This window comes from Modicisalibacter sp. MOD 31.J (genome assembly GCF_020147985.1).
GTDB lineage: Bacteria > Pseudomonadota > Gammaproteobacteria > Pseudomonadales > Halomonadaceae > Modicisalibacter > Modicisalibacter coralii.
This window is the reverse complement of sequence record NZ_JAGXFF010000006.1, coordinates 432,143-458,305: the sequence shown is the minus strand read 5'-3', so window position 1 is coordinate 458,305 and position 26,163 is coordinate 432,143. Positions and strand designations below refer to the sequence as shown.

Here is a 26,163-nt window from a genome sequence, read left to right as displayed (position 1 = left end):
GGCCGTGACCCCACCGAATCGCCGCATCACCATCAAGGATCTGGCCGCCCGGCTCGCGGTTTCCACCGCCACGGTGTCCAATGCCTTCAACCGCCCGGACCAGTTGTCGCCGGCGCTGCGCGACCGGATTCTCGGCGAGGCGCGGGCCGTGGGCTATCTCGGTCCCGATGCCCGGGGGCGCAGCCTGCGCACCGGGCGCTCGCGCATCATCGCGGTGGTCCTCGCCGACAGCTTGACCTATAGCCTCAACGACGCCGTGGCCAGCGAGTTTCTCGCCGGCGTCGCCGAAGTCCTGGACGCGCATGGCCATACCCTGCTGTTGCTGCCGAGTCGGGGGGGCTTGCGCCTGGAATCGGCCAGCATGGCCGACGGTTTCATCGTCTACGGCCTGCTGCCCGATCCGGAAATGCACCAGCAGTTGCCCTCTCAGCGGCCATTGATGTCCGTCGACTTCGATCTCGCCGGACAGGCCTCGGTGCACATCGACAACCATGCGGCCTGCCTGACCATCGCGCGGCACGCCTTGCGCCACCGACCGAGCCACCCGGCGATCATCAATCTGCGCTCGACCCTCGAACCCAGCAACGGCCGGGTCATCGACCAGCCCTTGCTGAGCGAATCGCAGACCATCACCCGGGTACGCCTGACCGGCTTCCACGAGGCCTTGAGCGAACACCACTTCGTGCCGGACGAGGTGCCCATGTGGAACATCGAGGAGAACACCTTCGATGTCTGCGCGCCGGTCATTGCCGAGATCCTCGACCTGCCCGACGACGAACGCCCCGACCTGCTGCTGTGCATGTCCGATCGCATTGCCCTGACCGTGCTGACGCTGGCGGAACAGCGCGGCCTGCGTATTCCCGAGGATCTGCGCATCACCGGCTTCGACGGCATCGCCGAAGGCCAGTACCGAGCCCCGCGGCTGACCACGGTGCGCCAGGACAGCGTCGAGAAGGGGCGCGTCGCGGCCTCGATGATCCTGGGCCTGACACCGCGCGAATCGCGGCTGCTGAAAACCGAGCTGATCGTCGGCGAGACCGCCCCCTGACGACTTCCATCGAGCTTGCACATTTACCGGCGACGCCCGGCACGCCGATCAGCGATGATGAAGGTTCGTTCGTCACCGCGTCACTCACATGCCCTCTTCGAACCCGCCGGTCGCGATTCACCCATGCACGGCCGAGGAGCCGCCGCGATGAAGCGCTTCGCCCGCCCCGGCCTCTCGCCGCTGGGCCTGAAACTCTTCGCCACCATCCTGCTGGTCAATGTGCTGACCTGCGGGCTGATCTTCCTGTTCGTCTCGCGCAGCCTCGACCAGGGCTTCCTCGACTATCTGGAGCGCAGCCAGGCCAACCGCGCGGAGACGCTGGCCACCGCGCTGGGCGAGGCCTATGCGAACCGCGGCGACTGGCAATGGCTGCGCGACAACCCGCGCGCCTGGTTTCAACTGGTGCATCGCCAATTGTGGCCGGGCGAGCGCCAGCCCTCGCAGGACCTGCAGCGCGAACTGGGCACACCCCGCGACTTCATCGTGCGCGATGCCCGGGGGCGCATCGTGATCGGCCCGCCAAGGCCCGGGAAACACGGCGGTCCGGAGGGCCCCGGCAGGCCGCAGGGCCCCAGTGACCCCGGTGGTCCGGATGGCCCTGGCGACCCGCCGGGTGCGTTCAAGCGTGTCCCCATCATCAGTCAGGGGCAGCCCGTCGGCGAGCTCGACTACCGTCCGCCGCGGGCCCTCATGGCGCGCATGGATCGCATCTTCCTCGACCGCCAGCAGCGCAACCTGTCGATCATCGTCGCCTCGCTGGCCCTGGCGTCGCTGCTCCTCGCCGGGGGGCTGGCATGGTGGCTGGGGCGCCGCACCCGGGGCATGGCGCTGGCGACGCGGCGGCTGACCGAAGGCGACTACAGCGTGCGTCTGGCCGAACGCGGTCGCGACGAGCTCGCCCGCCTGGCCCACGATTTCAACCTGCTCGCCGAAACGCTCGAGGCCAACCGACGCTCGCGCCAGCGCTGGGTGGCCGATATCGCCCATGAACTGCGTACCCCGCTGGCGGTGCTGCGCGGCGAGATCGAGGCGATGCAGGACGGCATCCGCCGCGCCGACGCCGAGAACCTGGGGTCGCTGAGCCAGGAAGTCGCGCAACTGGAGCGCCTGGTCAGCGACCTGCGCCTGCTCGCCGCCAGCGACGCCGGGACCCTGGAAGCCGACCGCCGGCCGCTGGATCTGGCCGAGAGCCTCGGCGCGCGTCTCGACGAGGCCCGCGGCTGGCTCGACGATGTCGGGCTGACCCTGGAAACCCGCATCGTCGGGCCGGCGCTGATCGAGGGCGACGGGCAGCGCCTGCGCCAGTTGTGGACCAACCTGATCGCCAACACCCTGGCCTATACCGACACCCCGGGGCGCTTGCGGGTGGCTCTGGAAAGCGACGAGATGGAATGCCGGGTGATCTGGGAGGACAGCGCCCCCGGGGTCGCCGAGGACGCCTTGCCGCGCCTCACCGAACGCCTGTACCGGGTCGAGGCCTCGCGCAACCGGCGCAGCGGCGGCAGCGGGCTGGGGCTGTCGATCGCCAGCGCCCTGGTCGCGATCCACGGCGGGCGCATGATCCCCTCCCGCTCGCCGCTGGGCGGACTACGCTGGACATTGCATTTCCCGCTCGCCACGCCCACGGCGAGCCACGCCGAACCCGACTGAGCCGGGTGGGGCGACGATGAACCGAGGAGACCGCGCGGTGAACGAACGCATCCTGATCGTCGAGGACGAACCCAAGATCGCCCGGCTGCTCGCCGACTACCTGGCCGGCAGCGACTTCGCCAGCGATCATCTGACGCATGGCGACGATGTCATGCCCTGGCTGGCGGACCGCCCCGGCGAGGCACTGCCGGCACTGGTCCTGCTCGACCTGATGCTGCCCGGCACCGATGGCCTGACACTGTGTCGCGAGATTCGCCAGCGCTGGCCACGGATGCCGGTGATCATGCTCACCGCCCGGGTCGAGGAGGTCGATCGCCTGCTGGGTCTGGAACTGGGCGCCGACGACTACATCTGCAAGCCGTTCAGCCCGCGCGAAGTGGTCGCCCGGGTCAAGGCGGTACTGCGCCGCGTCAGTCAGCCCGATGCCCCGGAGCCCTCCGGCGTGGCGGCGTCGCTGGTACTCGACGAGGAAGGCTGGCGCGCGCTCGCCGATGGCCGGGACCTGGGGCTGACCGCCGTGGAATTCCAGTTGTTGCGGGTGATGATGCACTCTCCGGGGCGGATCTTCTCCCGCGAGCAGCTGATGGACCACATGTACCGCGACCACCGCATCGTCTCCGAGCGCACCGTCGACAGCCACGTCAAGAAGCTGCGGCGCAAGATCGCCGAGATCTGGCCCGAGCGCGAGATCATCCGCTCGGTCTACAGCGTCGGCTACAAGTACCAGCCCGAGGAGTGACAGCCGGCCGCGCCGGAAAAACGAGCGATTGCGCAGGCAATGTGCAATCAATTGCACGGAATATGCGTGCTTCTTGCCCAGCGCCTGCACATCCCGGGCCGATACTGGCGGTGTCACTACTCAGGAGACGCCGTCATGCAAAAGACCCGCCTTACCGCTGCCCTGTTCGCCGCCCTGCTCGCCGGCGGCCCCATCGCCCTGGCCCAGGCCGCGCCGGTCGACGCCCCCTGTCCGCCCCCGATGGCCGGCCCCCAAGATCGGCTCGAGGTGTTGTTCGATAGCTGGCACCTCGACGATGCCACCCGTCAGGCCTTCGACGAGGCGCAGCGCCATTACCGCGAACAGCGCCAGTCACTCCGCCAGGCCCATCACGAACGACTCGCCGAGATTCTCTCCGCCGAGCAGCTCGCCGCGCTCGACACCTTCGCCGGGCCGCACCGCGACGGCCCCGGTTTCACGCATCGCGGGCCGCGCGATGCTCTCCGCGGCCCAGCTCCGGGCCCCGGTGCCGACCGGCGTGATCCCCAGGCACTGTTCGCCGCCCTGTTCAAGAGCTGGAACCTCAGCGACGACCAGCGTGCCCGGTTGCAGACCGCCCGTGACGATTTCCGCGAACGGGCCCAGGCTCTGCGAGCACGGGATTTCGACAGCCGCGACGCCCGCCATCAGGCCTGGCAACAGCTCATGCAGACCCAGCACGATACGCTCGCCGACGTCCTCGACGCCGATCAGATGGCGGTGCTCGAGCAGCTCCGCCCGCCCCATGACGGGCCCCGCCCCGGCGGCCCCACGAGACCGCCCAAGCCCGAGTGAGGCGCGGCCGGACCCCGGCCGGCCCCCGCAAGACAAAGCCCCCGTTCGTCACCGAACGGGGGCTGGGTGTCGTTCGCCGGGAAAGCGCGTTTCAGGGGTCGACGCCGGCCACCACCACGCACTCCATGCCCTGAGTGGCCAGTTGCCGGCAGGAGTGGCGCGCCTGATCCTCCTGAAGGTCGACGACGCGGGCGCGGTACACCGCCTGCTCGCCCTGGGCCTCGGTCACCGAGATCGTCGCCTGTCCCAGATCGGAAGCGAGGTAGTCGGCCGCCTGGCTGGCACGCAGACGCGCGCTGTTGCGGTTGCTGAAGGCACCGACCTGCACCGCCCAGCCCTGGGCCACTGCCGGCGATACGGCGGCGTCGCCCTGGGCGATCAGGCGGCGAATCGGGTCGTCGACCGGGGCTGACGCCCGCCGCGCACCGTCGCGAACCGACGCCTCGACCGGCGTCGCACCCCGGGCCACCGCCAGCGAGGTTCCCACCGCCTTGGTGGGACTCGCCGAGGCCCTGGCGGCAGCCGCCCCCCGGCCCTCGAAGAGGTCGGCCTTGGCGATCCAGTCGCCGCGATCGAGCAGCGAGGCGCGCACGAAACCGCGATCCAGCAACGACGCCATGTGGCTGTCCCGGGACCGGGCGGTGAAGCCGCCCATCACCACCGAGACCAGGCGCCGGCCGTCGTGGACCGCCGAGGTCGCGACATTGAAGCCCGAATCATCGATGTAACCGGTCTTGAGGCCATCCGTTCCCGGATAGCTGTCGAGCAGATTGTTGTGGCCCGGGATCGTCTTGCCCTTGTAGACGAACTGCGTCCGCGCGAAGTAGCCGTAGTACTGTGGAAAGTCCTGCATCAGATGGACCGACAGGCGGGCGATGTCGCGCGCCGTGGTCACCTGCCCCGCGTCGGGCAGCCCCGAGGCATTGCGAAAGGTGGTGTCCGCCATTCCCAGTTCGCGGGCCTTGGCGGTCATCTGATGGGCGAAGGCCGGCTCGCTGCCACCCAGGGCCTCACCCACGGCCACCGCCACGTCGTTGGCGGAGCGCACGATCATCGCCAGAATGGCGTCCTCCACCGGGATGCTGCCCCCCTTGCGGACCCACAGCTTGGAAGGCGGCTGGGCGGCGGCGTGCGCCGACACCGGAAGTTCGTCGTCGAGCGACAACCGGCCTTCATCGAGGGCTTCGAACAGCAGGTAGAGGGTCATCATCTTGGTCAGCGAGGCCGGATAGCGCGCGGCATCGGCATTGGCGGCGCTGAGGATGTCACCACTCTCGACGTCGACGACGATCGACGCATAGCGCGGATTGGGTGCGGCCTGGGCGGTGGCCACGACACAGAACATCGTGAGCAGGCACAACCCGAGCATGGCGAGACAGTTCGGCGCGCCGGGCCGATGGGGAGCGCTACGAGCAAGACCCTGGCAGACAGCGGTACGCCAGCACGAATCGGGGGCAGGGGTGGCCATCGACGTGTCCCTTGAGGTTATTGTTGCCGACAGACGTCCCGACTCGCGGGACGCAACGCACTTCGGAGTATGCGCCAGCCTCGGCCATGGCGCCGGGGTCGAGCGTCAACGGTATCGCCACGGCCGTGTCAGTGACTCATCACTCCGGTTGCAGCTCATTGTCCACGAGACGCCGCGTCCTGACCACCATCGGCAGGGGCGATTCATGCCGCGATCTTCGCACCGAGTCGTGGCCATTTCGACCGTTTACACAGCGTTGCTCACTGGCGATTGATCGTAAGGACACGATCATCGGCGCATGCTCAACTCTCGAACGCACAGGCCGATAAGACGAACGGGGTGTTAACTGACGCCCGTGGCAGGGAACATGCAACGCATTGAGGAGACAACGATGCAGGAGCCCAAGGTGCCGGAGCGCTCTGTCGAGCATCTGGTGGCCCTTCCCGTGGAACGGCTGAGCGCGGGCATGTACGTCGTCGATCTCGACCGTCCCTGGCTGGAGACACCGTTTCTGATCGAGGGCCTGCGGCTCGACAACGCCGAGGACATCGATACCCTCAAGCGCCTGTGCCGCACGGTGTACGTCGACCCGGACCGCTCGCACCCCGACCTGCTGACGAGCCTCGAGGCCCTGCGCGCCCCGCGCCCGCCACGACCCGCCGAGCCGGCCAACGACACGGGCTACCGGGTCTATCGTACCCATCGCATCCGGAGCCTCGCCGAGGAGGAACTCAAGCAGGTCTCGCCGGCCTTCGACGAGGCGCGCGAGATGTTTCATCGCATGATGCACGACGAGCAGAACTGGCATCGCAACGTGCCGCAGGTCAAGCACACCGTGAGCCGTTTCGCCGCGTCGATCCTCTCCAACCCCAGTGCCCTGAACTGGCTGACACGGATCAAGCACGAGAACGAGTACACCGCCGAACACTGCCTCAACGTGGGGGTGATGGCGATGATCTTCGCGCGCCACCTGGGTTACGACCGGGCACGGATCGAGGAACTCGGCCTGGCCGGCATGCTCCACGACGTGGGCAAGATGAAGCTCGATCAGCGAATCCTCGACAAGCCCGGCAAGCTGACCGCCGCGGAATTCGCCCATATCCGCACCCACGCCCTGGCGGGCTATCACATGATCGCCGAGGATCAGGCCCTGCCCCTGGCCGTCAAGCAGGCCACTCGCGACCACCACGAACGCCTCGACGGCAGTGGCTATCCCTATGGTATCCCCGGCGAGGAGATCGGCCTGACGGCCAAGATCATCGCCATCGTCGACACCTACGACGCCATCACCAGCGACCGCATCTACAGCAAGGCCAGGCCGCCCTCCGAAGCACTGCGCATTCTCTATCAGATGCGCGGCAAGCATTACGACGAGGCGCTGGTGATCCGCTTCATCGAGTGCATCGGCATCTATCCGCCCGGCTCCATCGTCGAGTTGAGCAATGGCATGATCGGCACCGTGCTCTCCGTGGACCCAGACCACCGCCTGCACCCGCGCGTGCTGGTCGCGCTCGACGAATATCAGGCGACGATTCCCGAACGGGTGGTGGATCTGGCCGAGAGCGCTCGACGCGGCGAGCCGCTGGAGATCGCCAGGGTGCATCCGCCCGGCGCCTTCGGGCTGAGCCTCGAGACGATCCTCGACCACCTGGTCTGAGCACGCACGACCGACCCGGGTCCGAACCGCCGGGTCGACGAGCAAGTGGCGACGACCCGCGCTCCCGTCAAAAAAAAGAGGCGTGCCTTGGCACGCCCCAGGGAGAGAGACGGTATCTATCGTCACCCCGCCATGTCGAGCACGACCCGCCCCTCTATCTGACCGGCGATCATGCGGTCGAAGACGGCATTGATGTTCTCCAGCTTGTCGGCATGCACCGTGGCCTTCACCTTGCCCTCGCCGGCGAAGTCCAGCGCCTCCTGCAGGTCGAGACGGGTGCCGACGATCGAACCACGCACCGTGGTGCCGTTGAGCACCATGTCGAAGATCGACAGCGGGAAGTCTCCCGGCGGCAGGCCATTGAGCGCCACCGTACCACCCCGGCGGACCATTCCCAGCGCCTGCTCGAAGGCCTTGGGCGAGACCGCGGTGACCAGAGCGCCATGGGCACCACCGATCGCCTGCTTGAGATAGGCGGCGGGGTCGTGCTGCTTGGCGTTGACGGTGACCGTGGCGCCGAGGCGCTCGGCCAGCGCCAGTTTGGTGTCGTCGATATCCACTGCGGCCACGTTGAGGCCCATCGCCTTGGCGTACTGCACCGCCATGTGGCCGAGGCCACCGATGCCGGAGATCGCCACCCACTGCCCCGGGCGGGTGTCGGTCATCTTCAGGCCCTTGTAGACCGTCACGCCGGCGCACAGCACCGGGGCGATTTCCAGGAAATCGACGTTATCGGGAATGCGGCCGACGTAGTCGGCCTGAGCCAGCGTATAGCCGGCGAAGCCGCCATTGACCGAGTAGCCGGTATTCTGCTGGGACTCGCACAGCGTCTCCCAGCCACCCAGGCAATGCTCGCAGTGGCCGCAGGCGGAATAGAGCCAAGGGATGCCGACCCGGTCGCCTTCCTTGACGTGCTTGACGCCATCGCCCACCGCCACCACGTGGCCGACGCCCTCGTGACCGGGAATGAACGGCGGCTCTGGCTTCACCGGCCAGTCGCCGTGGGCGGCATGCAGATCGGTGTGACAGACGCCGGAGGCGGCGATCTTGACCAGCAGTTCACCGGGGCCCGGGCGGGGTACCGGCGCTTCCTCGATGACCAGAGGTTCGCCGAACGCACGAACCACTGCGGCTTGCATGGTGGAATCCATGGCACGCTCCTTGGGTTTTCTTGTTGAAGGGCGACGCCGGCCCGACGGCCGGGGCCGCGGAACGCCGCGGGCGCGAGGCCCGCGGCAACGGGCTCAGAAGAAGCCCAGCGGATTGGTGTCGTAGCTGACCAGCAGGTTCTTGGTCTGCTGGTAGTGCTCCAGCGCCATCTTGTGAGTCTCGCGACCCACGCCGGACTTCTTGTAGCCACCGAAGGCGGCATGTGCCGGATACTGGTGGTAGCAGTTGGTCCACACACGTCCGGCCTGGATACCGCGGCCCATGCGGAAGGCCACGTTCATGTCGCGGGTCCACACCCCGGCGCCGAGACCGAACTCGGTGTCGTTGGCGATCGCCAGTGCCTCGGCCTCGTCCTTGAAGGTGGTAACGCCGACCACCGGGCCGAAGATCTCCTCCTGGAAGACGCGCATCTGGTTGTTGCCCTTGAGCAGGGTCGGCTGGATGTAGTAGCCCTTGTCGTAGGCCGGGTCGAAGCTCTCCTTGCCGCCGCCGGTGAGGAACTCGGCGCCCTCCTCGCGGGCCACGTCCATGTAGGAGAGGATCTTGTCGTACTGCTCCTGGCTGGCCTGGGCGCCCACCTGGACGTCGGTGTCCAGCGGATTGCCGCGCTTGATCGCCTGGGTGCGCTCGATCACCTTGGTCATGAAGGCGTCGTACATCGACTCCTGAATCAGTGCCCGTGACGGGCAGGTACAGACCTCGCCCTGGTTGAGGAACGCCAGCACCAGCCCTTCGACCGCCTTGTCGATGAACTCCGGCTCGGCGTTCATGATGTCGGCGAAGTAGACGTTGGGCGACTTGCCGCCGAGCTCGACGGTGGAGGGGATGATGTTCTCGGCGGCGCACTTGAGGATGTGCGAGCCGACCGGGGTCGAGCCGGTGAAGGCGATCTTGGCGATCCGCTTGCTGGTGGCCAGCGCCTGGCCGACTTCTTCGCCGTAGCCGTTGACGATGTTGACCACGCCGGGCGGCAGCAGGTCGCCGATCAGCTCCATCACCTTGAGGATCGAGACCGGGGTCTGCTCGGCGGGCTTGAGCACCACGCAGTTGCCCGCCGCCAGTGCCGGGGCGAGCTTCCAGGTGGCCATCAGGATGGGGAAGTTCCAGGGGATGATCTGCCCCACCACGCCCAGCGGCTCGTGGAAGTGATAGGCCACGGTGTTGGCGTCGATGTCGGCGGCGGTGCCCTCCTGGGCGCGGATGCAGCCGGCGAAGTAGCGGAAGTGATCCACCGCCAGCGGCAGATCGGCGTTGAGCGTCTCGCGCACCGCCTTGCCGTTGTCCCAGGTCTCGGCGACGGCGAGCATTTCCAGATTCTGTTCGATGCGATCGGCGATCTTGAGCAGGATATTGCTGCGCTCGGTGGCCGAGGTCTTGCCCCAGGTCGGGGCGGCCGCGTGGGCGGCATCCAGTGCCTTCTCGAGGTCTTCCTCGGTGGAGCGCGGGATCTCGCAGAACACCTCACCGTTGACGGGGCTGACATTGTCGAAGTATTGCCCCTTCACCGGCGCGACGAACTCGCCGCCGATATAGTTGCCGTAACGCTTGTCGAAGCTGACGACGGCGCCGTCGCTTCCGGGATTGGCGTAGATCATGGCTGTGCTCCTGACGTTATCGTTATGCGTGACACAGATCGAGTCTTGGTCACGACGCCAGGCTGCGACATACTCCCCAAGCAGGAAATCGTCTCATCCCTTGGGAGGAGGCATCACCACGGAGTCGACACCCATGTACACCCTGCTGGTCGCCGACGACCACCCGATGTTCCGTGAGGCCATGGTCGGTGCGATCGCCGCCGCCCTCCCCGACAGCCGCGTACTGGAAGCCGCGAGTCTGGCCCAGGCGAGCACCCTGGCCGAGGCACACGAGGAACTCGATCTGCTGCTGCTCGACCTGGCGCTGCCCGACAGCGAGGGTCTGGCCGGCCTGCGCCGGCTGCGCGAGACGTTGCCCTGGCTGCCGGTGGCGATTCTCTCCGCCGAGCAGGGTCGCGACACCGTGCTCGAGGCCCTGGGGCTGGGCGCGGTGGGCTATCTGCCCAAGTCGACCCCGCGCGACGACCTGCTGGCGGCGCTGCGCCAGATCCTCGACGGCCAGATCTATCTGCCGGCGGACATCCTGCGCCGCCCCGGCGCCACCCGCCATGCCCCGTCTCCCACGGCCGGCGATGCCCTGGAGACCGCCGTGTCCCAGCTCACCGCCAAGCAGTTGCAGGTGCTGGCCTGCCTGAGCCGCGGCGAGTCCAACAAGGCGATCGCCCGCGACCTGGCGATCGCCGAGACCACGGTCAAGACGCATGTCTCGGCGATTCTGCGCAAGCTCGGGGTGAACAGCCGGGTACAGGCGATTCTCACCGCCCAGACGCTGGATCTCGACGACCCTCGGCATCCGCCGCGCTAAGCAGCGACACCAGCAACATCTTCAAGCGCAGCGGCTTGACCGGCTTCAACAGGCAGGCATAGCCGCGCTCGCGAATCCGCGCCTTGAGCGCCGCGTCGTGATTGGCGGTGACCATCAGCACCGGCAAGCCGGGCTGCTCGCGCTGGAGCTGTTCGGCCACCGCCAGGCCGTCGTCGTCCCGCTCGTCGAGGTGGTAATCGATCACCAGCACGTCGGCACCGGACGCCTCGCCCGCCGCCTCGCGCAGGGTCGCCAGCGACAGCCCGCCCGTCACCCGACAGCCCCAGCCAGCGAGCAGCGCGCGCATGCCGTCGAGTACCGCCGGATCGTCATCGAGGACCCACACGTTGGCCCCCGCGAGCTGGTCGTTGCCCGGCATCACCTCCGCCGGAGGCGCGGGCCGCGGCGCGCGACAGGCGTAGGGCACGCGCACCGAGAAGGCCGAGCCCTGCCCCGGTCGCGAGCGCAGGGTGATCGGGTGACCCAGCATCGTGGCGATACGGTCGACGATCGCCAGGCCCAGGCCCAGGCCGCGCTGCTCGCGGTCGAGCCCCGCCGCCGCGCGCCGGAATTCGAGGAAGATCGCCTCGCGCTGATCGTCGGCGATCCCCGGCCCGGTGTCGCCGACCACGATCTCCAGCCCGTCGTGGCGCCGTCGGCAGCCCAGCAGCACGTGCCCGGTGGCGGTGTAGCGGATGGCGTTGGTGAGAAAGTTGCGCACCACCCGCGCCAGCAGCTGCAGGTCGGAGTCGACCACCGCGGTGCTGCGCACGTAGTGCAGGGTCAGCCCCTGGGATTGCGCCACCTGGCGATACTCCTCGGCCAGGGTATCGAGCAGCTCGTCGGCGCCGAAGGCAGCGATATCCGGCTTGAGCACGCCGGCATCGAGCCGCGAGATATCCACCAGCGTGCCCAGCAGCGCCTCGACATCCTTGAGCGAGCGACCGATCTGGCCGACCAGCGGCTTGGACGCCGCCGGCACCTCGTGCTCGTCGAGCGCGCTGGTGAACAGCCGCGCGGCGTTCAGCGGCTGCAGCAGATCGTGGCTGACCGCGGCCAGGAAGCGGGTCTTCGACAGATTGGCCGCCTCGGCCTCGCGCTTGGCTTCGCGCAGGCGCGCTTCGGCGGCCACGCGGGTGGCGATCTCGTCGCGCAGCTGATCGTTGACCTGGCCCAGCTCGTCGAGAGTACGGTGCAGCGCCTCGGTGCGCTCGCGTACCTGCTCGGCCAGCAGCACGGCGTGCTCGAAGGCGGCATAGGGGGCGCCACCGGCGACCCCGCTCGACTCCACGCGCTCGATCAGCGCCGCGCAGGTCCGCCGCAGGCGGGCGTTCTCCTCGGCCAGCGCGCGCTCACGCTCGCTCGCCGGCTCCCGCGTCTCGGCACTCGGGGCGTCCAATAGCCACCCCGGTGAAGGTCTGGTTGATGTGCATCCCATGGTGCTGCTCTCCATAGGTGTTGAAGCCGACCGTGCGATGGCGCCGCAACACCGCTTCCGCGGCCGCGACCGTTTCCAGCGCCTCGATCTCCAGGCGGCGCAGGAAGCAGTCGCAGCCGATCACCAGCGCCGGCGGCCCCAGGCGCGCTTCCAGCCCGGCGAACACGGTCTCGAGATCGTCGAGGATCGGCGCCGGGGTCATCGCGGTAAGCACGATGCCATTCTCCACCGCGCAGTAGAAGGTCAGGCTGCCATCGGGATTGACGCGCTGGATCGAACGCACGTAGTGCGCCTCGCCGATGCGTACCGCCAGCGGATGACGGGCGAAATCGGTCTCGTCGAGGGCGTCGACCGGGCGCCCCACCAGCCGCGCGTACTCCTCGGCGGCGGGCGCGGCGTTGAGTTCGAACACGGTGCGCCGCTGGCGGTCGGCGGCGGTGACCACCAGCTTCTCGCGCCGGGGCCGCAGATGGTGGGTGCTGAACACCTCGAACGGCAGCGACGTATTGACCATCACCACCACCGCCGCCTGATCGTGAAAGCGCCCCTGATGAAAGACATGGGTGTGCGCCAGGCGGTTGTCGTCGCCGGCCGAGCCGCCGAAGCTGGGGATGCTGCCCAGCGCCGCATCCAGCGTGGCCAGCACCTGCTCTTCACTGCTCGACAAGCCATCGAGCAGGGTCAGCGCGAAGCTGTGCCCGGCGATCGGCGCCACCGCCTGATGGCGGCACTCGTTGAGCAAGGTATCGGTGAGGCGCTGGGCGCGGATCAGATCGAAGTGCGCCAGATCGTCGATCAGCGCCGTCGACACGGCAAAATGCACCCGTTCGAAGCCGATCGCCACGATGCCCCCGCGGCCGTAGCCGTTCGGCGTGATCTCCCCGGCGGTGGTGCAGCCGCTGACCGGCACGCCCTCGAAGGCGGCGGTCAGCGCCTCGCCGAGGGCCGCCAGCGGGTACTCGGCACTGCAGAAGAACAGCACCGCGCCCAGTGACGCCTCACCCAGCGCTTCGGCCAGATCCGTCGCCGCCCGAAGCGGGTCGGGATCGTGACTGCAGGCGGTGTGCAACCCGGCGTGCGGAGACGGCACGCCAGCCGACTCGGCCACTGGTTCGAGCCATGGCGGTGTCGTCGAGGCATCGAGCATGGCGGCACTCCTGGCAAGGGGTATCTCGGCAGTGTATGTCGCCGCACCGGGCCATCACAACGCCGTCACCTGCCAGTATCGCAAGGTCGACGAAGGGCTATGCCACCAAAGTGGAGTTGTTTGAAAAGAAAGCACAATGGATCATGTGCCCATCGCAACGACGCACGGCGTCGGCAAGAAATACAAGGCGAATCGATGGCCGCGGTGAACAAGACCAACAAGCGGAAGGCCACCGACAGGCAAGAACAAGACGCAACAACGACAACTCGCGTCAGCACGAACAAGCCAGCCATACCACAGAACGAAAAAAAGTCCCCCGAAGGGGACTAGGTGGAGCACGCCAGCTCACTCTTGCGTCGCCGCCAGTCGAACGACTCGCGATGCGACGGTTCGGGCACCACGTTAACGTGGCGCTAACTACCCTAACAATAGCAACAACTACGCCAGCCCCTGTTAAAGTCCAACAAAAACAAGACTCAAGACAAAAAACACATATCGCCCAGCCCTTGTAACCAGGGGCTGGGCGCTCTCATTTGGGGCCTTGGATGCCTCTTTCGCCCCGCTCTGGTGCAACGCAGCATTTACTTTGCGCCAAACACCGGGCCGGCACCATGCGCGCCTCAATAATGTACCGCCAGCCAGATGGTCGTGACATCGGGATCGGTCCAGGCGACACGATGGCGCCTGTGCGCCGGAATGACGACGTGATCGCCGGGCGCCAGCGTCATGTCCGCACCCTGCTCGAACGCCAGAACGGCACGCCCCTGGAGCACCACGACCCACTCGTCGCGATCCTGATCGTACCAGCCGGACGCCGGCGAGCGATGTCCCTTCGAGACGATTCGCTCCACCGTCACGGCGCTGTTTTCCAGGATCGTCTCGAAGCACTCCTCGTCCAGGCGCTCGGGAACATCGGTAAACAGATTCTGCATGGAAGACCTCCCTGAAGGCATCGACCCCACCCAGCGTAGCAATGAGGTCACCGATTCGAAGGGCACTCCGACGGTCACTGCCGTAGCCCCGCTACCCGTTCCAACACCGAATACACGCCATGTAGTTGAACTACAACGCATCGTGCGGCTAATGGCGCTTTGTGAGATGCACCGCCCTGGCCCATAGTGAACTCACGGCGTCGGACAGGAATTCGCCACCGCGACTCACTGACCCGACGCCCGGCTACCACCCGAGCGCCATGCCTACTTTGATCCAGGCGCCGGAAGCGGAGGTCTTGGAAAACTTATGACCCTGACGCAGTGCAGCCGTGGGCGCTTATCCGGCCCGGCATGCGTAGCCAAGGCACCAGAACGCCATCGCAGATGGCAACCCGTGACGGGATCCTCCCCCGGGTAATGATGACCTTGCATGAGGATGGAACAATGAACTGCATCCAGTTGACCGAGCAAGCCGACCTTATCGCCAGCACCTTCAGCAAGCAGGACCTTGCCAAGGTCGTGGTCGCGCTGAAAGCCAACGGCCACTCCCTGCAGCATGCCGTCGAGGTACTCGACACCATCGATGCGTGTCAGGGTTACACGCTCGACCAGGCCTGGGACGAAGTCCTTGCCGGTGAGACGAACGTCGTCATCGCCGACGATGAATGATCCGTTCCACCGACAGCGAGCGGCCCCGCTGGATTCCACGGGCCCTTGCTTCCTTGGGCCGAGGCTGAAACGCCTCGGCTTTTTGCTGGATGGCGGTTAGCTCCTGACAAGCAATAAGAATGCATTTCCAAACCCTCTGATGATGGGTGCCGGTGGTAGAGCAAAGCGAGGGTCCTTTGCCATGGATGGCAAAGGTAGCGCCCAGGGAGGGGTTCACAGCGCCCTCGCGACGTCCTGCCGCCGAAGAAGCTCACTTCGTCTACCGGTTGTGAAAGGCGTTCTAAGAGGATGTTTACAAATTAGGCGAGCGAAGGCAAGACAAGGCAAAATCGGCCGAAAAAGCGGAGTTTACACAGAGTAAATGAGCATTTTGAGGCCGATTTTAACGCCGTATTGTCGAGCGCAGGCATTTTGTAAACACCCTCTAAGCCCAGCACTGGCTAACGACCGCTGCCGTCGATGCCCGCCATCAACGGGGTTTAATGCCCCCTCGATTCGTGGCGCATGCTCGCCAGCGGTTTACAGTTCGCCCACTGACGTATTCAAGGCCGACAAGAACATCCAGATGCCGACGCCCGCCAGCAAGGCACCATAGAACCGATTCTGGATTCGCAGGAATTTTTCATTCTTGACGACCTGACTCGATACTCGGCCGATGGCATTCCATAGCAAGTGCCCAACCACGCACACGAGAACGAAGGATACCGCCAGGACGAATGAAAAATACCTGTCATCGTTGGCGAATTGCGAATACATGGCAACCAGAACGGCGACCACCTTGACATTGAGAGAACTGATGACAAGCCCCGACCTGAATCCATACTGAACATCGTCGGCATTGTCCCCTGAAGACGCCCTTAGCAGCTTTACGCCCAGGAACACGACATAAAGAGCGCCAAGCAGCGTCAAGACGGGGGCAAGACGAGGGATGCTGTTCAACAGCGCCGCCAACCCGAACCCCGTCAAGAGGGCATAAACGAAGATCGGCACATTCAAGCCCAGGATAAAAGGCACCGACTCCTTGACCCCCTGCTTTGCGCCGATGGTCGCACACATCACGTTGTTCGGCCCGGGACTCCACACCAACGGGACCATCATCGCCAGGAAAAGCGTTGCCGTTGCAAGCATTTTACCTCCTACGAATTACCCACCACGGGCCCCATTATTGATGGCCCGAGCCGTCAGCCTTGCCGCTCTTGTTCGGCGGCCGAGTCCGCCTTGCCGGGCGATTTTCTCATTGCCGCCCGGGTCGCGAATATGACGATCCCAATGCCCAGCACAATCGTGAAAGCGATCAGAATGACCAGGGAACTCGACATGGCGGCAGGCGCATGGACACCACCGTTTGCCATGAAAATGGAGGCGAGCGATAGAACCATCAGCGGTATCGACAGGATGAGCCCGACGACCTCGATCCAGAACAACGCCCGCGGCATACTGTCTGGAGAGACTGGAAATATCTTGCCCAAGTCCAGGGCATACACGAAAAAGTACGCCAACCCAAAGAACGCGGCCACGATGAATGCCGGCCCGACCCCGACAATGGCAAAATAGACCAGTGCAAAACTGCCAATACCCAGAACCGTCAGAAACACGTTGAACATTGCCAGCTTCACGGGAGGTATATGCGAGAAATCCCTGTTCTCAATGGGACCGCCCGGGATCAAGGACCCGAGCAGAGCCGCTGACAGGACAAGCAGGCCCGCCACAGTGTATCCGATGATATCTTCCATAGGTTTTCCTCTCGCCTGAGGCCGCGCTTTGCAAACTTTTCCGCCAACAGTGCCTGGCAAGTTTAAACGACTGGCTCTCGATCAACTTCCGATAGATGATTGCCCTTAAAAGCAGCTACCAATATATTTCTTTGCTTTTCCATATCTTCGTCGGCCTCGATAAAACGAAGCTCTCGAGGATGGAGCAGCTTGATGACGAGGATACGAACCGAGCCCTCAGGCAGTTGAATATGGGGAGGTAAATTTTCATTAGGGAAGCCAAGCAAGACACCAACCTTGCCATCTTCGTTTTTCCATTCCTCTGGCAAACCATCCACCGAAACCACCGTAGACAACGTATTGTATTTGTTCTCCAACATCTCATGTACGTTGCCATGGTGTGCAACCAGCTGACTGACTTGGTAGACGATACCAAAAAGCCAACTACTCCGGATGTCTGGATAGGTTTCGGGAGCCTCGGCACACACCTCGACCTTATAACCCAGCGGAACCTTTTCGTCCTCGAACGGATCAGAAAGTCCGTCACTGACAACAATAGTAGAACCAGACTTCCTTATGACTCTCCATGATTGTCTCAGTGATGGCCAAGCAGGGCCTCCCATGAACGCAGGATTCACGAATGGTGCTATGACATCCGAATCGAGGTCACCCAGGGACGCTAAAACCAACTCTCTTGCCTCGCCCCCCTTTTCCAACATCTCCTGCATCTCAGGGTCGATTCCAGAAGACGAATCTACCCGCTCATCAACTCCTTCCACGTCGATCTCACTTTTTCTTCCAAATATTTTTTTAATCCATTTCATCGGATAACCTCGAGAATCTTGACGCGAAGCGCCTCGGTGGCCTTGACGTAGCTACGCGGAGACAAGGGCATCCGTATAACGCGGGTCATTGCTCCTTGAGTTCGACCTTTCTTCCATCAGGATCTCGCACGACGTAAACCTGGCTGCCATTGAATTCATATTGACTCGCAACTGCCACTTGCGAGAGAACTTGCTGCATGCCTTTTACGGAGAAACCTATCCTTGAATTGCCCGGTTCCTCATTCTCTTTCAATGGATAAAGCTCAAACACGAAGCCGGCATCTTGTGATGAATAGTGCAGCGGCCCGTCGCCGTGTCTCTCCTTGACAAAACCGAACCCGAGCAGTTCATAAAACTGCTTACTCGCTTCCAATTCTCTGCAGCGCAAGACGAGCAAGTTAATGTTCATGGTTCACCTGAAGGCCATAACGCGGGCTTTACGACGACCCGGAAGCCGCAACGCGATGGAAAACTACCCCACAACAGTATTCTGTCATGTGCTTTTACGTTGCGCAAACGCCCCCTTGATATAAATCGCATCAACCCTCAAAGAACATGCAGAAAAAAGAACCAACATTATCAGAGCAGGACCACCGGAGATATCCACGTCTTCAAGAGCCCATTACCAAAGCCTCTGACGATGGGCGCCGGGGGTAGGGCAAAGCGAGGGTCCTTTGCCTTGGATGGCAAAGGTAGCGCCCAGGGAGGGGTTCACAGCGCCCTCGCAACGGTCCGACGCCTCGGGCCTTGCCAACGAGGAAGCCCATCCCATCCACCGGTTATGAAAGAAGCTCTAAGCCCCGGCGTTCCATCGTCAAAAAAGCCATGGCCAATAAAGCCCGGGCAACGCTGAAGCCAAGCATCAAGCAAGCGACATGCCGTCCGGCCGTTCTACGCTGTGACCACGCGCCGTTACGAGGTTCCATGAGCCTACAGGTCGAGTCAGGACGGGATGACCGGAAAGACGCCAGAAGAGGCCCTTCATTACACTCGCACGGCGGCGGGCGCAGCCAAGTAGCCGCCCGTCGGGATGAAAGGTGGAGTCACGAACCAGAGCGCGCCGCCGAAGCCGTCATGATCCAAGCCCCAGCAGCTTGAAGCCCAACCCGTCGATGGCCATCTCGGTGACCGTCGACGGGTCGGGGATCGGACTCGCCACTCTCGGTTTGCCGATGGCGGCGGCCTTGCCGGTGGTCAGGCGCTGCGGCGGGTGCGGCGCCACGCGACAGCGCGCCGGGAACCAGCCGCGGCATTGAGCCACGGCGCCAGCAACCGCGTGGAGAGCGGAATGAACACGAACACCATCACCGGCGTGAGCATCAGAGTACTGGCGAGCACGCGCGGCACCAGCGGCAGGTCGGCGAGCGCATCGCCGAATAGCCATTGAAAGGTCAGCGAGACCGGGAAGAACGCCAGCCAGATCGCCACGGCCTGCTTCCAGCGCGGTGGCGTGTGTCCCTGGCCATGGCGGAACCAGCTGTCGAGCCCGGTGGCGCGATGCTCCTGCGGGGCCTCGAACAGGTCACGCCCCCGCACCAGCCAGGCGCGCCGCGAGGCGGAATGTTCCCAGGCGGTCAACGTGGCCTCGTCGGCGAAGCGGAAGACGATCTGGTATTCGTTGTCGCCGGGCGGCGGCGCAAGCACGCCGGAGCCCAGGTAGCCGGGAAAGTCGGCGGCCAGGTCGCGGCCCTCGTTGAGCCAGACGTTGAAATCGCGGTAACGCCCGCGAGCCACGCGGCGCGCCACCATCAGCGTGACGGGTGAAGTCGACATCGTGTATCTCCTCGTTCATCCGGCGTCCCGGGTAGGGTGCCGTTCAGACGGGGGCCGGGGTAACGGCCCGCCGCTTCAAAGGATGCAAAAACTACACCATCGATGTCGATCCGGCTACTGCCGTTGCCCACTGGACGACTTTTCCTGGCCCGCGACCGAGGCAGCAGGGACGCCGACCGTGGCTATCGATACCCTGAGGCTGCACACCTGAGCGGCTCTGTGTGCCCTGCGTGCCTTCCTTGCAGCAACTGCGTACCGCTCTCCTCGAGCAGCCGTGCCTGCAACCGCGTCTGTTCGATGGCCTCGCCCAGCACACCGTCGAGTGTCGGAAGCGCGCAGAGGGTACGCAACTCGCTGTAGAACCGCTGCGCCGCGTGCTCTTCGGCGAGCATGCAGGCCATGATCTCGGCGGCGGCTTCCTCGTCGGTGACGAAGAAATGGCGTCGCTGGCCGTCGCTGATTGGCGGCGCCGCCGCGGGCAGTTGCTCGAGTTTCCCCAGCCGCTCGGCCGTTTCCGTCAGGTTCTGCAGACGCAGTTCCGCCTCGCCGGCGAGCGCTTCGAACAGCCGGCTCAAGGCAACACTGAACGGCAGAAATCGCAGTGATACCCACCGGTAGCGGTTGATGGCCAGGTGTTCATGCGTCATCGCCGCAGCGAGTACGTCGTCCAGCGAGAGAAGATCGTTGCGAGTTGCGTCATCGGTTCTTGTCATTGCTGTCATCGCCCTGTCTCCCTGAGCGCGGCCGTCCATTGCCTGGACGCCCGTCCCGATTAATGACGTCTTGCTACCCGAATCACGAAGCGGATCAGGCGGCGGGAGCCCTTCCTGCTCGATCGCACCGCGACCCTCCCACCGGTTGGCGCCTCATCCCTGAAGCCCTGACCCCTTCGAAATATAGTTAGGTCGCGAGTCTTGCGCAGGCAACCCATGTTATGGAACCGCGTAATTTTTTGTTCGCCAGGCGTCGCAATACACAAAAACGCCACCGGGAACCCGGTGGCGTTGCAGAGGCGGAGACCGCCCGAGGCGTTGCCGGTGAAGCAGCGCGGGCCGTCAGGCCTGTGAGGCGGCTCCCACCGCGACCTCTTCGCCGTGTCGCTTGATGGCCGCATAGCCCAGGCCGGTGACCAGCGCCCCCGCGACGATCGCCAGCAGATACGGCAGCACCGGGGTGATGGCATTGGGGATCAGCAGCACGAAGATCCCGCCGTGGGGCGCCATCAGCTTGGCGCCGAAGAACATCGACAGCGCCCCGGTTACCGCGCCGCCGACCATGCAGGCAGGAATCACCCGCAGCGGGTCCTTGGCGGCGAAGGGGATCGCCCCCTCGGTGATGAAGCACAGCCCCAGCACGAACGACGCCTTGCCCGCCTCGCGCTCCGGCTCGGAGAACTTGCTCTTCGCGATGAAGCTGGCGATCCCCATGCCCAGCGCGGGGACCATGCCCGCGGCCATGATCGCCGCCATCGGCGCATAGGTCTCGGAGGCCAGCAGGCCCACGCCGAAGGTGTAGGCGGCCTTGTTGACCGGCCCGCCCATGTCGAAACACATCATCGCGCCGAGCAGGATGCCCAGCAGCACGGCGTTGGTGGAGCCCATGGTCTCGAGGAAGTGGGTCAACCCGGCGAGGATGCCCGCCACCGGCTGGCCGACGATGTAGATCATCACCAGACCGGTCACCAGGCTGGCGATCAGCGGGATGATCAGGATCGGCTTGAGCGACTCGACGCTCGCCGGCAGCTTGAGTTTCTGGGTCACCAGCTTGGCGGTATACCCGGCCAGGAAGCCGGCGAGGATGCCGCCGATGAAGCCCGAGCCGATGTCCGCGGCCAGCCAGCCGCCGATCATCCCCGGGGCGATGCCCGGCCGGTCGGCGATCGAATAGGCGATGTAACCAGCCAGCACCGGAATCATCAGCTTGAAGGCGCTGCCGCCGCCGATCTGCATCAGCGCGGCGGCCAGCGACCCTTCGTTCTCGTAGGCCTTGATGCCGAAGACGAACGACAGCGCGATGCACAGACCACCGGCGACCACCATCGGCAACATGAACGACACCCCGGTGAGCAGGTGCTTGTAGACGCCCTTCTCCTTGACGCTCTTCTTGCGCTCGCCGCCCGCGGCACCACCGCCGGCACTTTCCATCTCGGCGCCCGTCAAGGCCTCGTCGATGGTCTGCTTGGGCTTCTTCAGCGCGTTGCCGGTGGAGGTGCGCCAGATGCGCTTGCCGGCGAAGCGGGTCGGGTCGACCTCGATGTCGCAGGCCAGGATCACCACATCGGCGTCGCGGATCTCGTCGTCGGTCAGGGCATCCTGGGCGCCCACCGAGCCCTGGGTCTCGACGCGGATCGCATGCCCCATGGCACGCCCCGCCTCGGCCAGCGATTCGGCGGCCATGAAGGTGTGCGCCACCCCGGTCGGACAGGCGGTGACGGCGACGATGCGGCGGCCGCCCTCGCCGGCCGTGGCTAGAGGAGCGGTCGCGGCGCCCGATTCGTTGCCGGGTTCGAAGACCTCGGCCTCGCGCTCGGCGCGCTCCAGGAAACCGACCGGATCGGGCAGCGCCTGATTGATCGGCGCCCGGAACAGCCGCTTGCCGGCGAAACGCTGCGGGTCGGGCACGTGCTCGGCGGCGACGACGATCAGGTCGGCGGCGTCGATGTCGGCCGGATCGACCGGCGTCACCGGCTCCAGCTCGCCGTGCATCTCCAGCGAGAATCGCCAGTCGAGCCGCCCGGCCGCCTGCTCGAGGCGGCGCGCGGCGAGGAAGGTGGTAGCCATGCCGCTGGGGCAGGCGGTTATCAGGATCACGTTCATGCGAAGGCTCCCCCTGCGTGGTCGTCGCCGTCGAGGCGCTGCACGCGAGTCTGTTGTTGGAGATCGGCGAAATCGGTGGCCTGCGGGTCGCCCACCCCGACGTGACGCACCGATTCCGCGGACAGCGCGGTGGCCAGGCGTAGCGCCTCGTCGGCCGGCAGGTCGCCGAGGACGCCGTGCAGCAGCCCGGCGACCAGGGTGTCGCCGGCGCCCACGGTACTCACGACGCCGACACGCGGCGGTGTGGCCTGCCAGACACCGCGCCGGCTGACCCACAGCACCCCGGCATCACCGGCCGAGATCACCGCCTCGTCGATACCCGCGGCATGCAGTCGCTGCGCCGCACGACGGCGAGCGGCGATGTCCTCCAGCGCTTCGCCCGCCCAGGCGGCGAGCTCGTGCTCGTTGGGCTTGACCGCCGTCGGTGCGGCGTCGATCGCCGCCTCGAGCGCCGCGCCGCTGGTATCGACCCACACCGGAACGCCGCTCTCGCCGAGGCGGCGCACCAGCGCGGCGAGATCGGCCGGAGCCACGCCCGGGGGCAGGCTGCCACCGATCAGCACCGCATCGGGACGCCGCCGGGCGTCGTCGAGACGCAGCGCCAGGGCCTCGCCGAGTTGCGCCAGATCCTCGGGAGCGATCATCAGCCCCGGGCCGTTGATATCGGTGACCCGCCCATCGTGCTCGGCGACCTTGGCGTTGATGCGCGTCTCGCCGGGCACGCGATGGAAGGCGTCCTCCACGCCGATATCGGCGAAGGCACGCACGAAGGCGCCGTCGTTGGCCGCGCCCAGAAATCCGGAGACCGCGACCTCGTGACCCAGCGCCACCAGCACCCGCGCCACGTTGACGCCCTTGCCGGCGGCTTCCAGCCGGGTCGACTCGGTGCGATTGACCTCGCCCAGCGTCAACTGCGGCAGGCGGACCGACAGATCCAGCGCCGGATTGAGACTGACGGTGAGAACGCGCGCCATTACAGCGCCTCCAGCGCTTCGCGCACCGCCTCGGCGGTGGGCTGGGCAAGCGCGGTCTCGGCATGCCGGCGCGCCTGGTCGAGGGTCAGCTCGCGCAGCCGCGCCTTGACCATCGGCACCTGGCGGATCGACACCGACAGCTCGTCGACACCCAGCCCCACCAGCACCGGCACCGCCTGGGCGTCGCTGCCCAGCTCGCCGCACACGCCGACCCACTTGCCCTTGGCGTGGGCCGCGTCGACGGTCATCTGGATCAGCCGCAGCACGCCGGGATGCAGGCCGTCGGACTGCGCGGAAAGCTCGGTGTGGCCGCGATCGATGGCCAGGGTGTACTGGGTCAGGTCATTGGTGCCGATGGAGAAGAAATCGACCTCCTCGGCCAGACTCGGCGCGAGCAGCGCGCAGGAGGGAATCTCGATCATCACCCCGAGCTGCACGTCGGATGCGCCGACCTCCGCCTGGACGCGATCGAAGATCTCGCGGGCGGCACGGAACTCGGCGATGTCCTTGACCATCGGGAACATGATCCGCAGCGGCTTGTCGCCGGCGGCGGTAAGCAGCGCCCGCAACTGGGTCTCGAGTACCGTCGGCCGGGTCAGCGCCAGGCGCAGGCCGCGCAGCCCGAGGAAGGGATTGTCCTCCTGGGGGATCGGCCAGTAGGGCAGCGGCTTGTCGCCACCCACGTCGAGGGTGCGAGCGACCAGCGGGCGGCCGTCGAGGGCCTCGATCGCCTGACGGTACTCGGCAATCTGGGTGTCCAGATCGGGTTCCTCGGCATGCGCCATGAACACGAACTCGGTACGCAGCAGGCCGACGCCCTCGGCACCGTGCTCGACGGCGTCCCCGGCATGCGCGGTATTGCCCAGGTTGGCGGCCACCTCGATACGGTGACCGTCCTGGGTGTGGGCGGTGTCGAAGCGATGGTCGTAGGCGTCGCGTTCGCGGGCCTCGCGCTCCTTGAGGCGCAGTTCGGCACGGTCGCGGCGTTCCCGCGAGGGCGCCGGAATCACCCGGCCGCGCTCACCGTCGAGGATCAGTTCGGTGCCGTTGTCGAGGGTCATCACCCGCTCGCCGGCGCCCACCACCGCGGCGATCCCCAGCGCCCGGGCGAGGATCGCGCTGTGCGAGGTGGCCCCGCCACGGGCGGTGAGCAGGCCGCGCACCTTGCTGGTATCCAGCTGGGCGACATCGGAGGGGCCGACATCCTCCATGACCAGGATGTAGGGCGTCTCCGGCGGGGTCGGCATCTCCACCCCGCACAGCAGGCTCAGCACGCGGCGGCCGACGTCGCGCAGGTCGGCGGCACGCTCGGCGAGCAACCGGTCGGCGAGGACTTCCTGGGCCCGCGCCGCGGTATCCACCGCCTGCCACCAGGCCGCCTCGGCGGAGAGCCCGTCGCGGATCCCCTCGAAGGCGGCCTCGTGAAGCTCGGGGTCGTCGAGCATCTCTTCGTGCATCGACAGGATCTCGGCGACCTCGCCGCCCTTGGCCTGACGGATCAGCGCCCCGAGCTGATCGGCCGCCCCGGCCAGCGCCGCTTCCAGCCGGGCCTTCTGGGCCGCGGCATCGCCGGCACGCTCGCCGGTCAGCTCACGGGCGCGTTCGGGATACTCGAAGCGCGGCAGGCGCATCACGAAGGCCGGGGCGATGGCCATGCCCGGCGAGGCGGCCACCGCCGGATGCGGGGTATCCGCCGGCAGCGGCTCCACCACCGCGGTGGGCTGCTGGATATCGTCGACGTCGCGACGCTCCTCGAACGGCGCCACCTTCTCGCCGAGCCCGTCGCGAACCGCCTCGGCCAGCGCCTGGACGGCCGCCGCGGCGCCTTCGCCCTCGGCGGAGAACACCAGCGTCTGGCCACGCCGCGCGCCGAGGCCGATGACCTTGGTCAGGCTCGCCGCCGAGACCGCCTCGGCGCTGCCCTCGAGCAGCCGCACCTTGACCGGCAGCCCCTGCTCGCGAGCGACCTGCACCAGTTGCTTGGCCGGCCGGGCGTGCAGGCCATGGGCATTGAGGACCCGGGCCCGCCGCGTCTCGGCCGCCGCGGACTCACCGGAAAGCCGCGCCAGCACGGTGGCGGCGTCGGCATCGGCGAGCGATTCGCCCTCGCCGCTGTCGAGCAGCCCGGCCAGGCGGTCGAGCAGCCCCAGGTGCGCGTCGCCCTGCCCGGCCAGGCAGAACACGCCATTGACCGGCCCCAGCGGGCCGCTGAAGGCGCGCTCGGGGGTCGCCAGCGACAGTGCCGGTACCTGCACGCCACGGCTACTGCTGGCCAGCCACAGCCCCTGACCGAGGGCGACCGGCTCCTGCTCGACGATCGCCGCGATGTATTCGCCGTCCACGCAACCCGCCTGACGCAGCCTGGCGGCGCCGGCCAGGGCCAGCTCGAAGCGGTCGCGGGCGGGCACGTTGAGACACAGGGTGTCATTGTCGACCCGCGCCACCACCGGCGCCTTGGAAAGCTGGGCGATCACCTCGGCGGCCGTGTCGGCCCGGGCGAGGCGCTGGGCGACGCCCTCGCGGTCGAGCACGTGGGTCAGCGCGCGCAGAATGTCCAGATGCTCGTCGCTCTGGGCGGCGATGGTCACCAGCACGTGGACCCGGTTGCCGTCGTGCCACTCGACCCCGGCGGGAAACTGCAGCACGCGCACCCCGGTCTCCAGCACCTGTTCGCGGCTGGCCGGCGTGCCGTGGGGAATGGCGATGGCATTGCCCAGGTAGGTCGACGACTGCGCCTCGCGCTCGTGCAGGCCGTTACGGTACTCGGGGGTCGCACGACCGGCGTCGACCAGCGACTGGGCGGCCTGATCGAGGGCGTCGCGCCAGTCGTCGGCCCGACAGCCGAGCAGCACGTCATCGGGTTGGAGCGTCAGCATCTCAAGTCTCCTCGCTGCACATCGGGGGTGACTGTTCGAGTCTAGTTGCGATGCCTT

General features: G+C 66.3%; 23 protein-coding genes. 7 read left to right on the top strand and 16 right to left on the bottom strand.

The features are described from left to right. Positions 1–4 precede the first annotated feature (4 nt). From KGR00_RS21890 to KGR00_RS21875, 4 genes are all read left to right on the top strand, one after another. Entirely contained in the window at positions 5–1,048 is a 1,044-nt protein-coding gene (locus KGR00_RS21890; RefSeq protein ID WP_224419331.1) for a LacI family DNA-binding transcriptional regulator, read from the top strand. A 147-nt stretch (positions 1,049–1,195) separates the two neighbouring features. After that, a complete protein-coding gene (locus KGR00_RS21885; RefSeq protein ID WP_224419330.1) occupies positions 1,196–2,698 on the top strand; it encodes an ATP-binding protein in 1,503 nt (500 codons plus the stop codon). A 16-nt stretch (positions 2,699–2,714) separates the two neighbouring features. Beyond that, a complete protein-coding gene (locus KGR00_RS21880) occupies positions 2,715–3,437 on the top strand; it encodes a response regulator (RefSeq protein WP_224419329.1) in 723 nt (240 codons plus the stop codon). 135 nt (positions 3,438–3,572) lie between these two features. Beyond that, the gene (locus tag KGR00_RS21875; protein ID WP_224419328.1) at positions 3,573–4,250 is read left to right on the top strand and encodes a hypothetical protein; all 678 of its coding nucleotides are present in this window, start codon (positions 3,573–3,575) and stop codon (positions 4,248–4,250) included. Between the two features lie 91 nt (positions 4,251–4,341). On the opposite strand, the gene KGR00_RS21870 is transcribed toward KGR00_RS21875, so the two are convergent. Then, positions 4,342–5,619, bottom strand: coding sequence for a D-alanyl-D-alanine carboxypeptidase (locus KGR00_RS21870; RefSeq protein WP_224419327.1), 1,278 nt, complete (start codon positions 5,617–5,619; stop codon positions 4,342–4,344). Positions 5,620–6,109: 490 nt separating this feature from the next. Between KGR00_RS21870 and KGR00_RS21865 the strand changes: the two genes are divergently transcribed. Continuing rightward, positions 6,110–7,375, top strand: coding sequence for an HD-GYP domain-containing protein (locus KGR00_RS21865; RefSeq protein WP_224419326.1), 1,266 nt, complete (start codon positions 6,110–6,112; stop codon positions 7,373–7,375). A gap of 122 nt (positions 7,376–7,497) precedes the next feature. Here the strand turns inward: KGR00_RS21865 and adhP are convergent, their stop codons facing one another. Both adhP and KGR00_RS21855 read right to left on the bottom strand, forming a co-directional pair. Next, positions 7,498–8,526, bottom strand: a complete 1,029-nt coding sequence (adhP, locus tag KGR00_RS21860; RefSeq protein ID WP_224419325.1) for an alcohol dehydrogenase AdhP — start codon at positions 8,524–8,526, stop codon at positions 7,498–7,500. 93 nt (positions 8,527–8,619) lie between these two features. Then, positions 8,620–10,140, bottom strand: a complete 1,521-nt coding sequence (locus KGR00_RS21855) for an aldehyde dehydrogenase family protein (RefSeq protein ID WP_224419324.1) — start codon at positions 10,138–10,140, stop codon at positions 8,620–8,622. Between the two features lie 133 nt (positions 10,141–10,273). Between KGR00_RS21855 and KGR00_RS21850 the strand changes: the two genes are divergently transcribed. After that, positions 10,274–10,945 (top strand): response regulator transcription factor, encoded by a 672-nt coding sequence (locus KGR00_RS21850; protein WP_224419323.1) that lies wholly within the window; start codon positions 10,274–10,276, stop codon positions 10,943–10,945. On the opposite strand, the gene KGR00_RS21845 is transcribed toward KGR00_RS21850, so the two are convergent. The 3 genes from KGR00_RS21845 to KGR00_RS21835 all read right to left on the bottom strand — a co-directional run bounded on the left by KGR00_RS21845 (position 10,896) and on the right by KGR00_RS21835 (position 14,462). Beyond that, complete coding sequence (locus tag KGR00_RS21845; protein ID WP_224419322.1) at positions 10,896–12,383, bottom strand: hybrid sensor histidine kinase/response regulator; 1,488 nt, start codon at positions 12,381–12,383, stop codon at positions 10,896–10,898. The genes KGR00_RS21850 and KGR00_RS21845 overlap by 50 nt on opposite strands. Further along, entirely contained in the window at positions 12,298–13,530 is a 1,233-nt protein-coding gene (nosP, locus tag KGR00_RS21840; protein ID WP_224419321.1) for a nitric oxide-sensing protein NosP, read from the bottom strand. Before nosP ends, KGR00_RS21845 begins: the two co-directional genes overlap by 86 nt. 620 nt (positions 13,531–14,150) lie before the next feature. Further along, on the bottom strand, positions 14,151–14,462 hold the full coding sequence (locus tag KGR00_RS21835; protein ID WP_224419320.1) for a cupin domain-containing protein: 312 nt from the start codon (positions 14,460–14,462) through the stop codon (positions 14,151–14,153). 444 nt (positions 14,463–14,906) lie between these two features. Here KGR00_RS21835 and KGR00_RS21830 point away from each other — a divergent pair, with 444 nt between their 5' ends. Further along, positions 14,907–15,131, top strand: a complete 225-nt coding sequence (locus tag KGR00_RS21830) for a hypothetical protein (protein ID WP_129140779.1) — start codon at positions 14,907–14,909, stop codon at positions 15,129–15,131. Between the two features lie 519 nt (positions 15,132–15,650). Here the strand turns inward: KGR00_RS21830 and KGR00_RS21825 are convergent. The 10 genes from KGR00_RS21825 to ptsP all read right to left on the bottom strand — a co-directional run bounded on the left by KGR00_RS21825 (position 15,651) and on the right by ptsP (position 26,106). Next, positions 15,651–16,259, bottom strand: a complete 609-nt coding sequence (locus tag KGR00_RS21825; RefSeq protein ID WP_224419319.1) for a LysE family translocator — start codon at positions 16,257–16,259, stop codon at positions 15,651–15,653. Positions 16,260–16,312: 53 nt separating this feature from the next. Beyond that, positions 16,313–16,864 carry a hypothetical protein gene (locus KGR00_RS21820; RefSeq protein WP_224419318.1) on the bottom strand — a complete coding sequence of 184 codons (552 nt, stop codon included), beginning with the start codon at positions 16,862–16,864 and terminating at the stop codon, positions 16,313–16,315. Between the two features lie 62 nt (positions 16,865–16,926). After that, positions 16,927–17,667 carry a hypothetical protein gene (locus KGR00_RS21815; RefSeq protein WP_224419317.1) on the bottom strand — a complete coding sequence of 247 codons (741 nt, stop codon included), beginning with the start codon at positions 17,665–17,667 and terminating at the stop codon, positions 16,927–16,929. Positions 17,668–17,752: 85 nt separating this feature from the next. Continuing rightward, positions 17,753–18,076, bottom strand: a complete 324-nt coding sequence (locus KGR00_RS21810; RefSeq protein ID WP_224419316.1) for a VOC family protein — start codon at positions 18,074–18,076, stop codon at positions 17,753–17,755. A gap of 663 nt (positions 18,077–18,739) precedes the next feature. Beyond that, positions 18,740–18,889, bottom strand: a complete 150-nt coding sequence (locus tag KGR00_RS21805) for a hypothetical protein (protein ID WP_224419315.1) — start codon at positions 18,887–18,889, stop codon at positions 18,740–18,742. Continuing rightward, the gene (locus KGR00_RS21800; RefSeq protein ID WP_203234872.1) at positions 18,862–19,440 is read right to left on the bottom strand and encodes an antibiotic biosynthesis monooxygenase; all 579 of its coding nucleotides are present in this window, start codon (positions 19,438–19,440) and stop codon (positions 18,862–18,864) included. Before KGR00_RS21800 ends, KGR00_RS21805 begins: the two co-directional genes overlap by 28 nt. A gap of 182 nt (positions 19,441–19,622) precedes the next feature. Beyond that, entirely contained in the window at positions 19,623–20,153 is a 531-nt protein-coding gene (locus tag KGR00_RS21795) for a hypothetical protein (RefSeq protein ID WP_224419314.1), read from the bottom strand. Positions 20,154–20,495: 342 nt separating this feature from the next. Continuing rightward, positions 20,496–22,256 (bottom strand): PTS fructose-like transporter subunit IIB, encoded by a 1,761-nt coding sequence (locus KGR00_RS21790; protein WP_224419313.1) that lies wholly within the window; start codon positions 22,254–22,256, stop codon positions 20,496–20,498. Beyond that, positions 22,253–23,230: a 1-phosphofructokinase gene (gene pfkB, locus KGR00_RS21785; protein WP_129140772.1), complete on the bottom strand. Its 978-nt coding sequence runs from the start codon at positions 23,228–23,230 to the stop codon at positions 22,253–22,255. The genes KGR00_RS21790 and pfkB overlap by 4 nt, the downstream gene beginning before the upstream one ends. Beyond that, positions 23,230–26,106, bottom strand: a complete 2,877-nt coding sequence (ptsP, locus tag KGR00_RS21780; RefSeq protein ID WP_224419312.1) for a phosphoenolpyruvate--protein phosphotransferase — start codon at positions 26,104–26,106, stop codon at positions 23,230–23,232. Before ptsP ends, pfkB begins: the two co-directional genes overlap by 1 nt. Positions 26,107–26,163: the final 57 nt, after the last annotated feature.

Excerpts from the sequence above, each read along its gene's own strand:
- adhP (WP_224419325.1), bottom strand. The coding sequence starts at position 8,526 with ATGGATTCCACCATGCAAGCCGCAGTGGTTCGTGCGTTCGGCGAACCT.
- KGR00_RS21880 (WP_224419329.1), top strand. The coding sequence starts at position 2,715 with ATGAACCGAGGAGACCGCGCGGTGAACGAACGCATCCTGATCGTCGAG.
- KGR00_RS21825 (WP_224419319.1), bottom strand. The coding sequence starts at position 16,259 with ATGCTTGCAACGGCAACGCTTTTCCTGGCGATGATGGTCCCGTTGGTG.
- nosP (WP_224419321.1), bottom strand. The coding sequence starts at position 13,530 with ATGCTCGATGCCTCGACGACACCGCCATGGCTCGAACCAGTGGCCGAG.
- KGR00_RS21795 (WP_224419314.1), bottom strand. The coding sequence starts at position 20,153 with ATGACAAGAACCGATGACGCAACTCGCAACGATCTTCTCTCGCTGGAC.
- KGR00_RS21820 (WP_224419318.1), bottom strand. The coding sequence starts at position 16,864 with ATGGAAGATATCATCGGATACACTGTGGCGGGCCTGCTTGTCCTGTCA.
- KGR00_RS21875 (WP_224419328.1), top strand. The coding sequence starts at position 3,573 with ATGCAAAAGACCCGCCTTACCGCTGCCCTGTTCGCCGCCCTGCTCGCC.
- KGR00_RS21855 (WP_224419324.1), bottom strand. The coding sequence starts at position 10,140 with ATGATCTACGCCAATCCCGGAAGCGACGGCGCCGTCGTCAGCTTCGAC.
- KGR00_RS21815 (WP_224419317.1), bottom strand. The coding sequence starts at position 17,667 with ATGAAATGGATTAAAAAAATATTTGGAAGAAAAAGTGAGATCGACGTG.
- KGR00_RS21830 (WP_129140779.1), top strand. The coding sequence starts at position 14,907 with ATGAACTGCATCCAGTTGACCGAGCAAGCCGACCTTATCGCCAGCACC.
- KGR00_RS21885 (WP_224419330.1), top strand. The coding sequence starts at position 1,196 with ATGAAGCGCTTCGCCCGCCCCGGCCTCTCGCCGCTGGGCCTGAAACTC.
- ptsP (WP_224419312.1), bottom strand. The coding sequence starts at position 26,106 with ATGCTGACGCTCCAACCCGATGACGTGCTGCTCGGCTGTCGGGCCGAC.
- KGR00_RS21865 (WP_224419326.1), top strand. The coding sequence starts at position 6,110 with ATGCAGGAGCCCAAGGTGCCGGAGCGCTCTGTCGAGCATCTGGTGGCC.
- KGR00_RS21835 (WP_224419320.1), bottom strand. The coding sequence starts at position 14,462 with ATGCAGAATCTGTTTACCGATGTTCCCGAGCGCCTGGACGAGGAGTGC.
- KGR00_RS21850 (WP_224419323.1), top strand. The coding sequence starts at position 10,274 with ATGTACACCCTGCTGGTCGCCGACGACCACCCGATGTTCCGTGAGGCC.
- KGR00_RS21800 (WP_203234872.1), bottom strand. The coding sequence starts at position 19,440 with ATGTCGACTTCACCCGTCACGCTGATGGTGGCGCGCCGCGTGGCTCGC.
- KGR00_RS21870 (WP_224419327.1), bottom strand. The coding sequence starts at position 5,619 with ATGCTCGGGTTGTGCCTGCTCACGATGTTCTGTGTCGTGGCCACCGCC.
- KGR00_RS21845 (WP_224419322.1), bottom strand. The coding sequence starts at position 12,383 with ATGGGATGCACATCAACCAGACCTTCACCGGGGTGGCTATTGGACGCC.
- pfkB (WP_129140772.1), bottom strand. The coding sequence starts at position 23,230 with ATGGCGCGCGTTCTCACCGTCAGTCTCAATCCGGCGCTGGATCTGTCG.
- KGR00_RS21790 (WP_224419313.1), bottom strand. The coding sequence starts at position 22,256 with ATGAACGTGATCCTGATAACCGCCTGCCCCAGCGGCATGGCTACCACC.
- KGR00_RS21810 (WP_224419316.1), bottom strand. The coding sequence starts at position 18,076 with ATGAACATTAACTTGCTCGTCTTGCGCTGCAGAGAATTGGAAGCGAGT.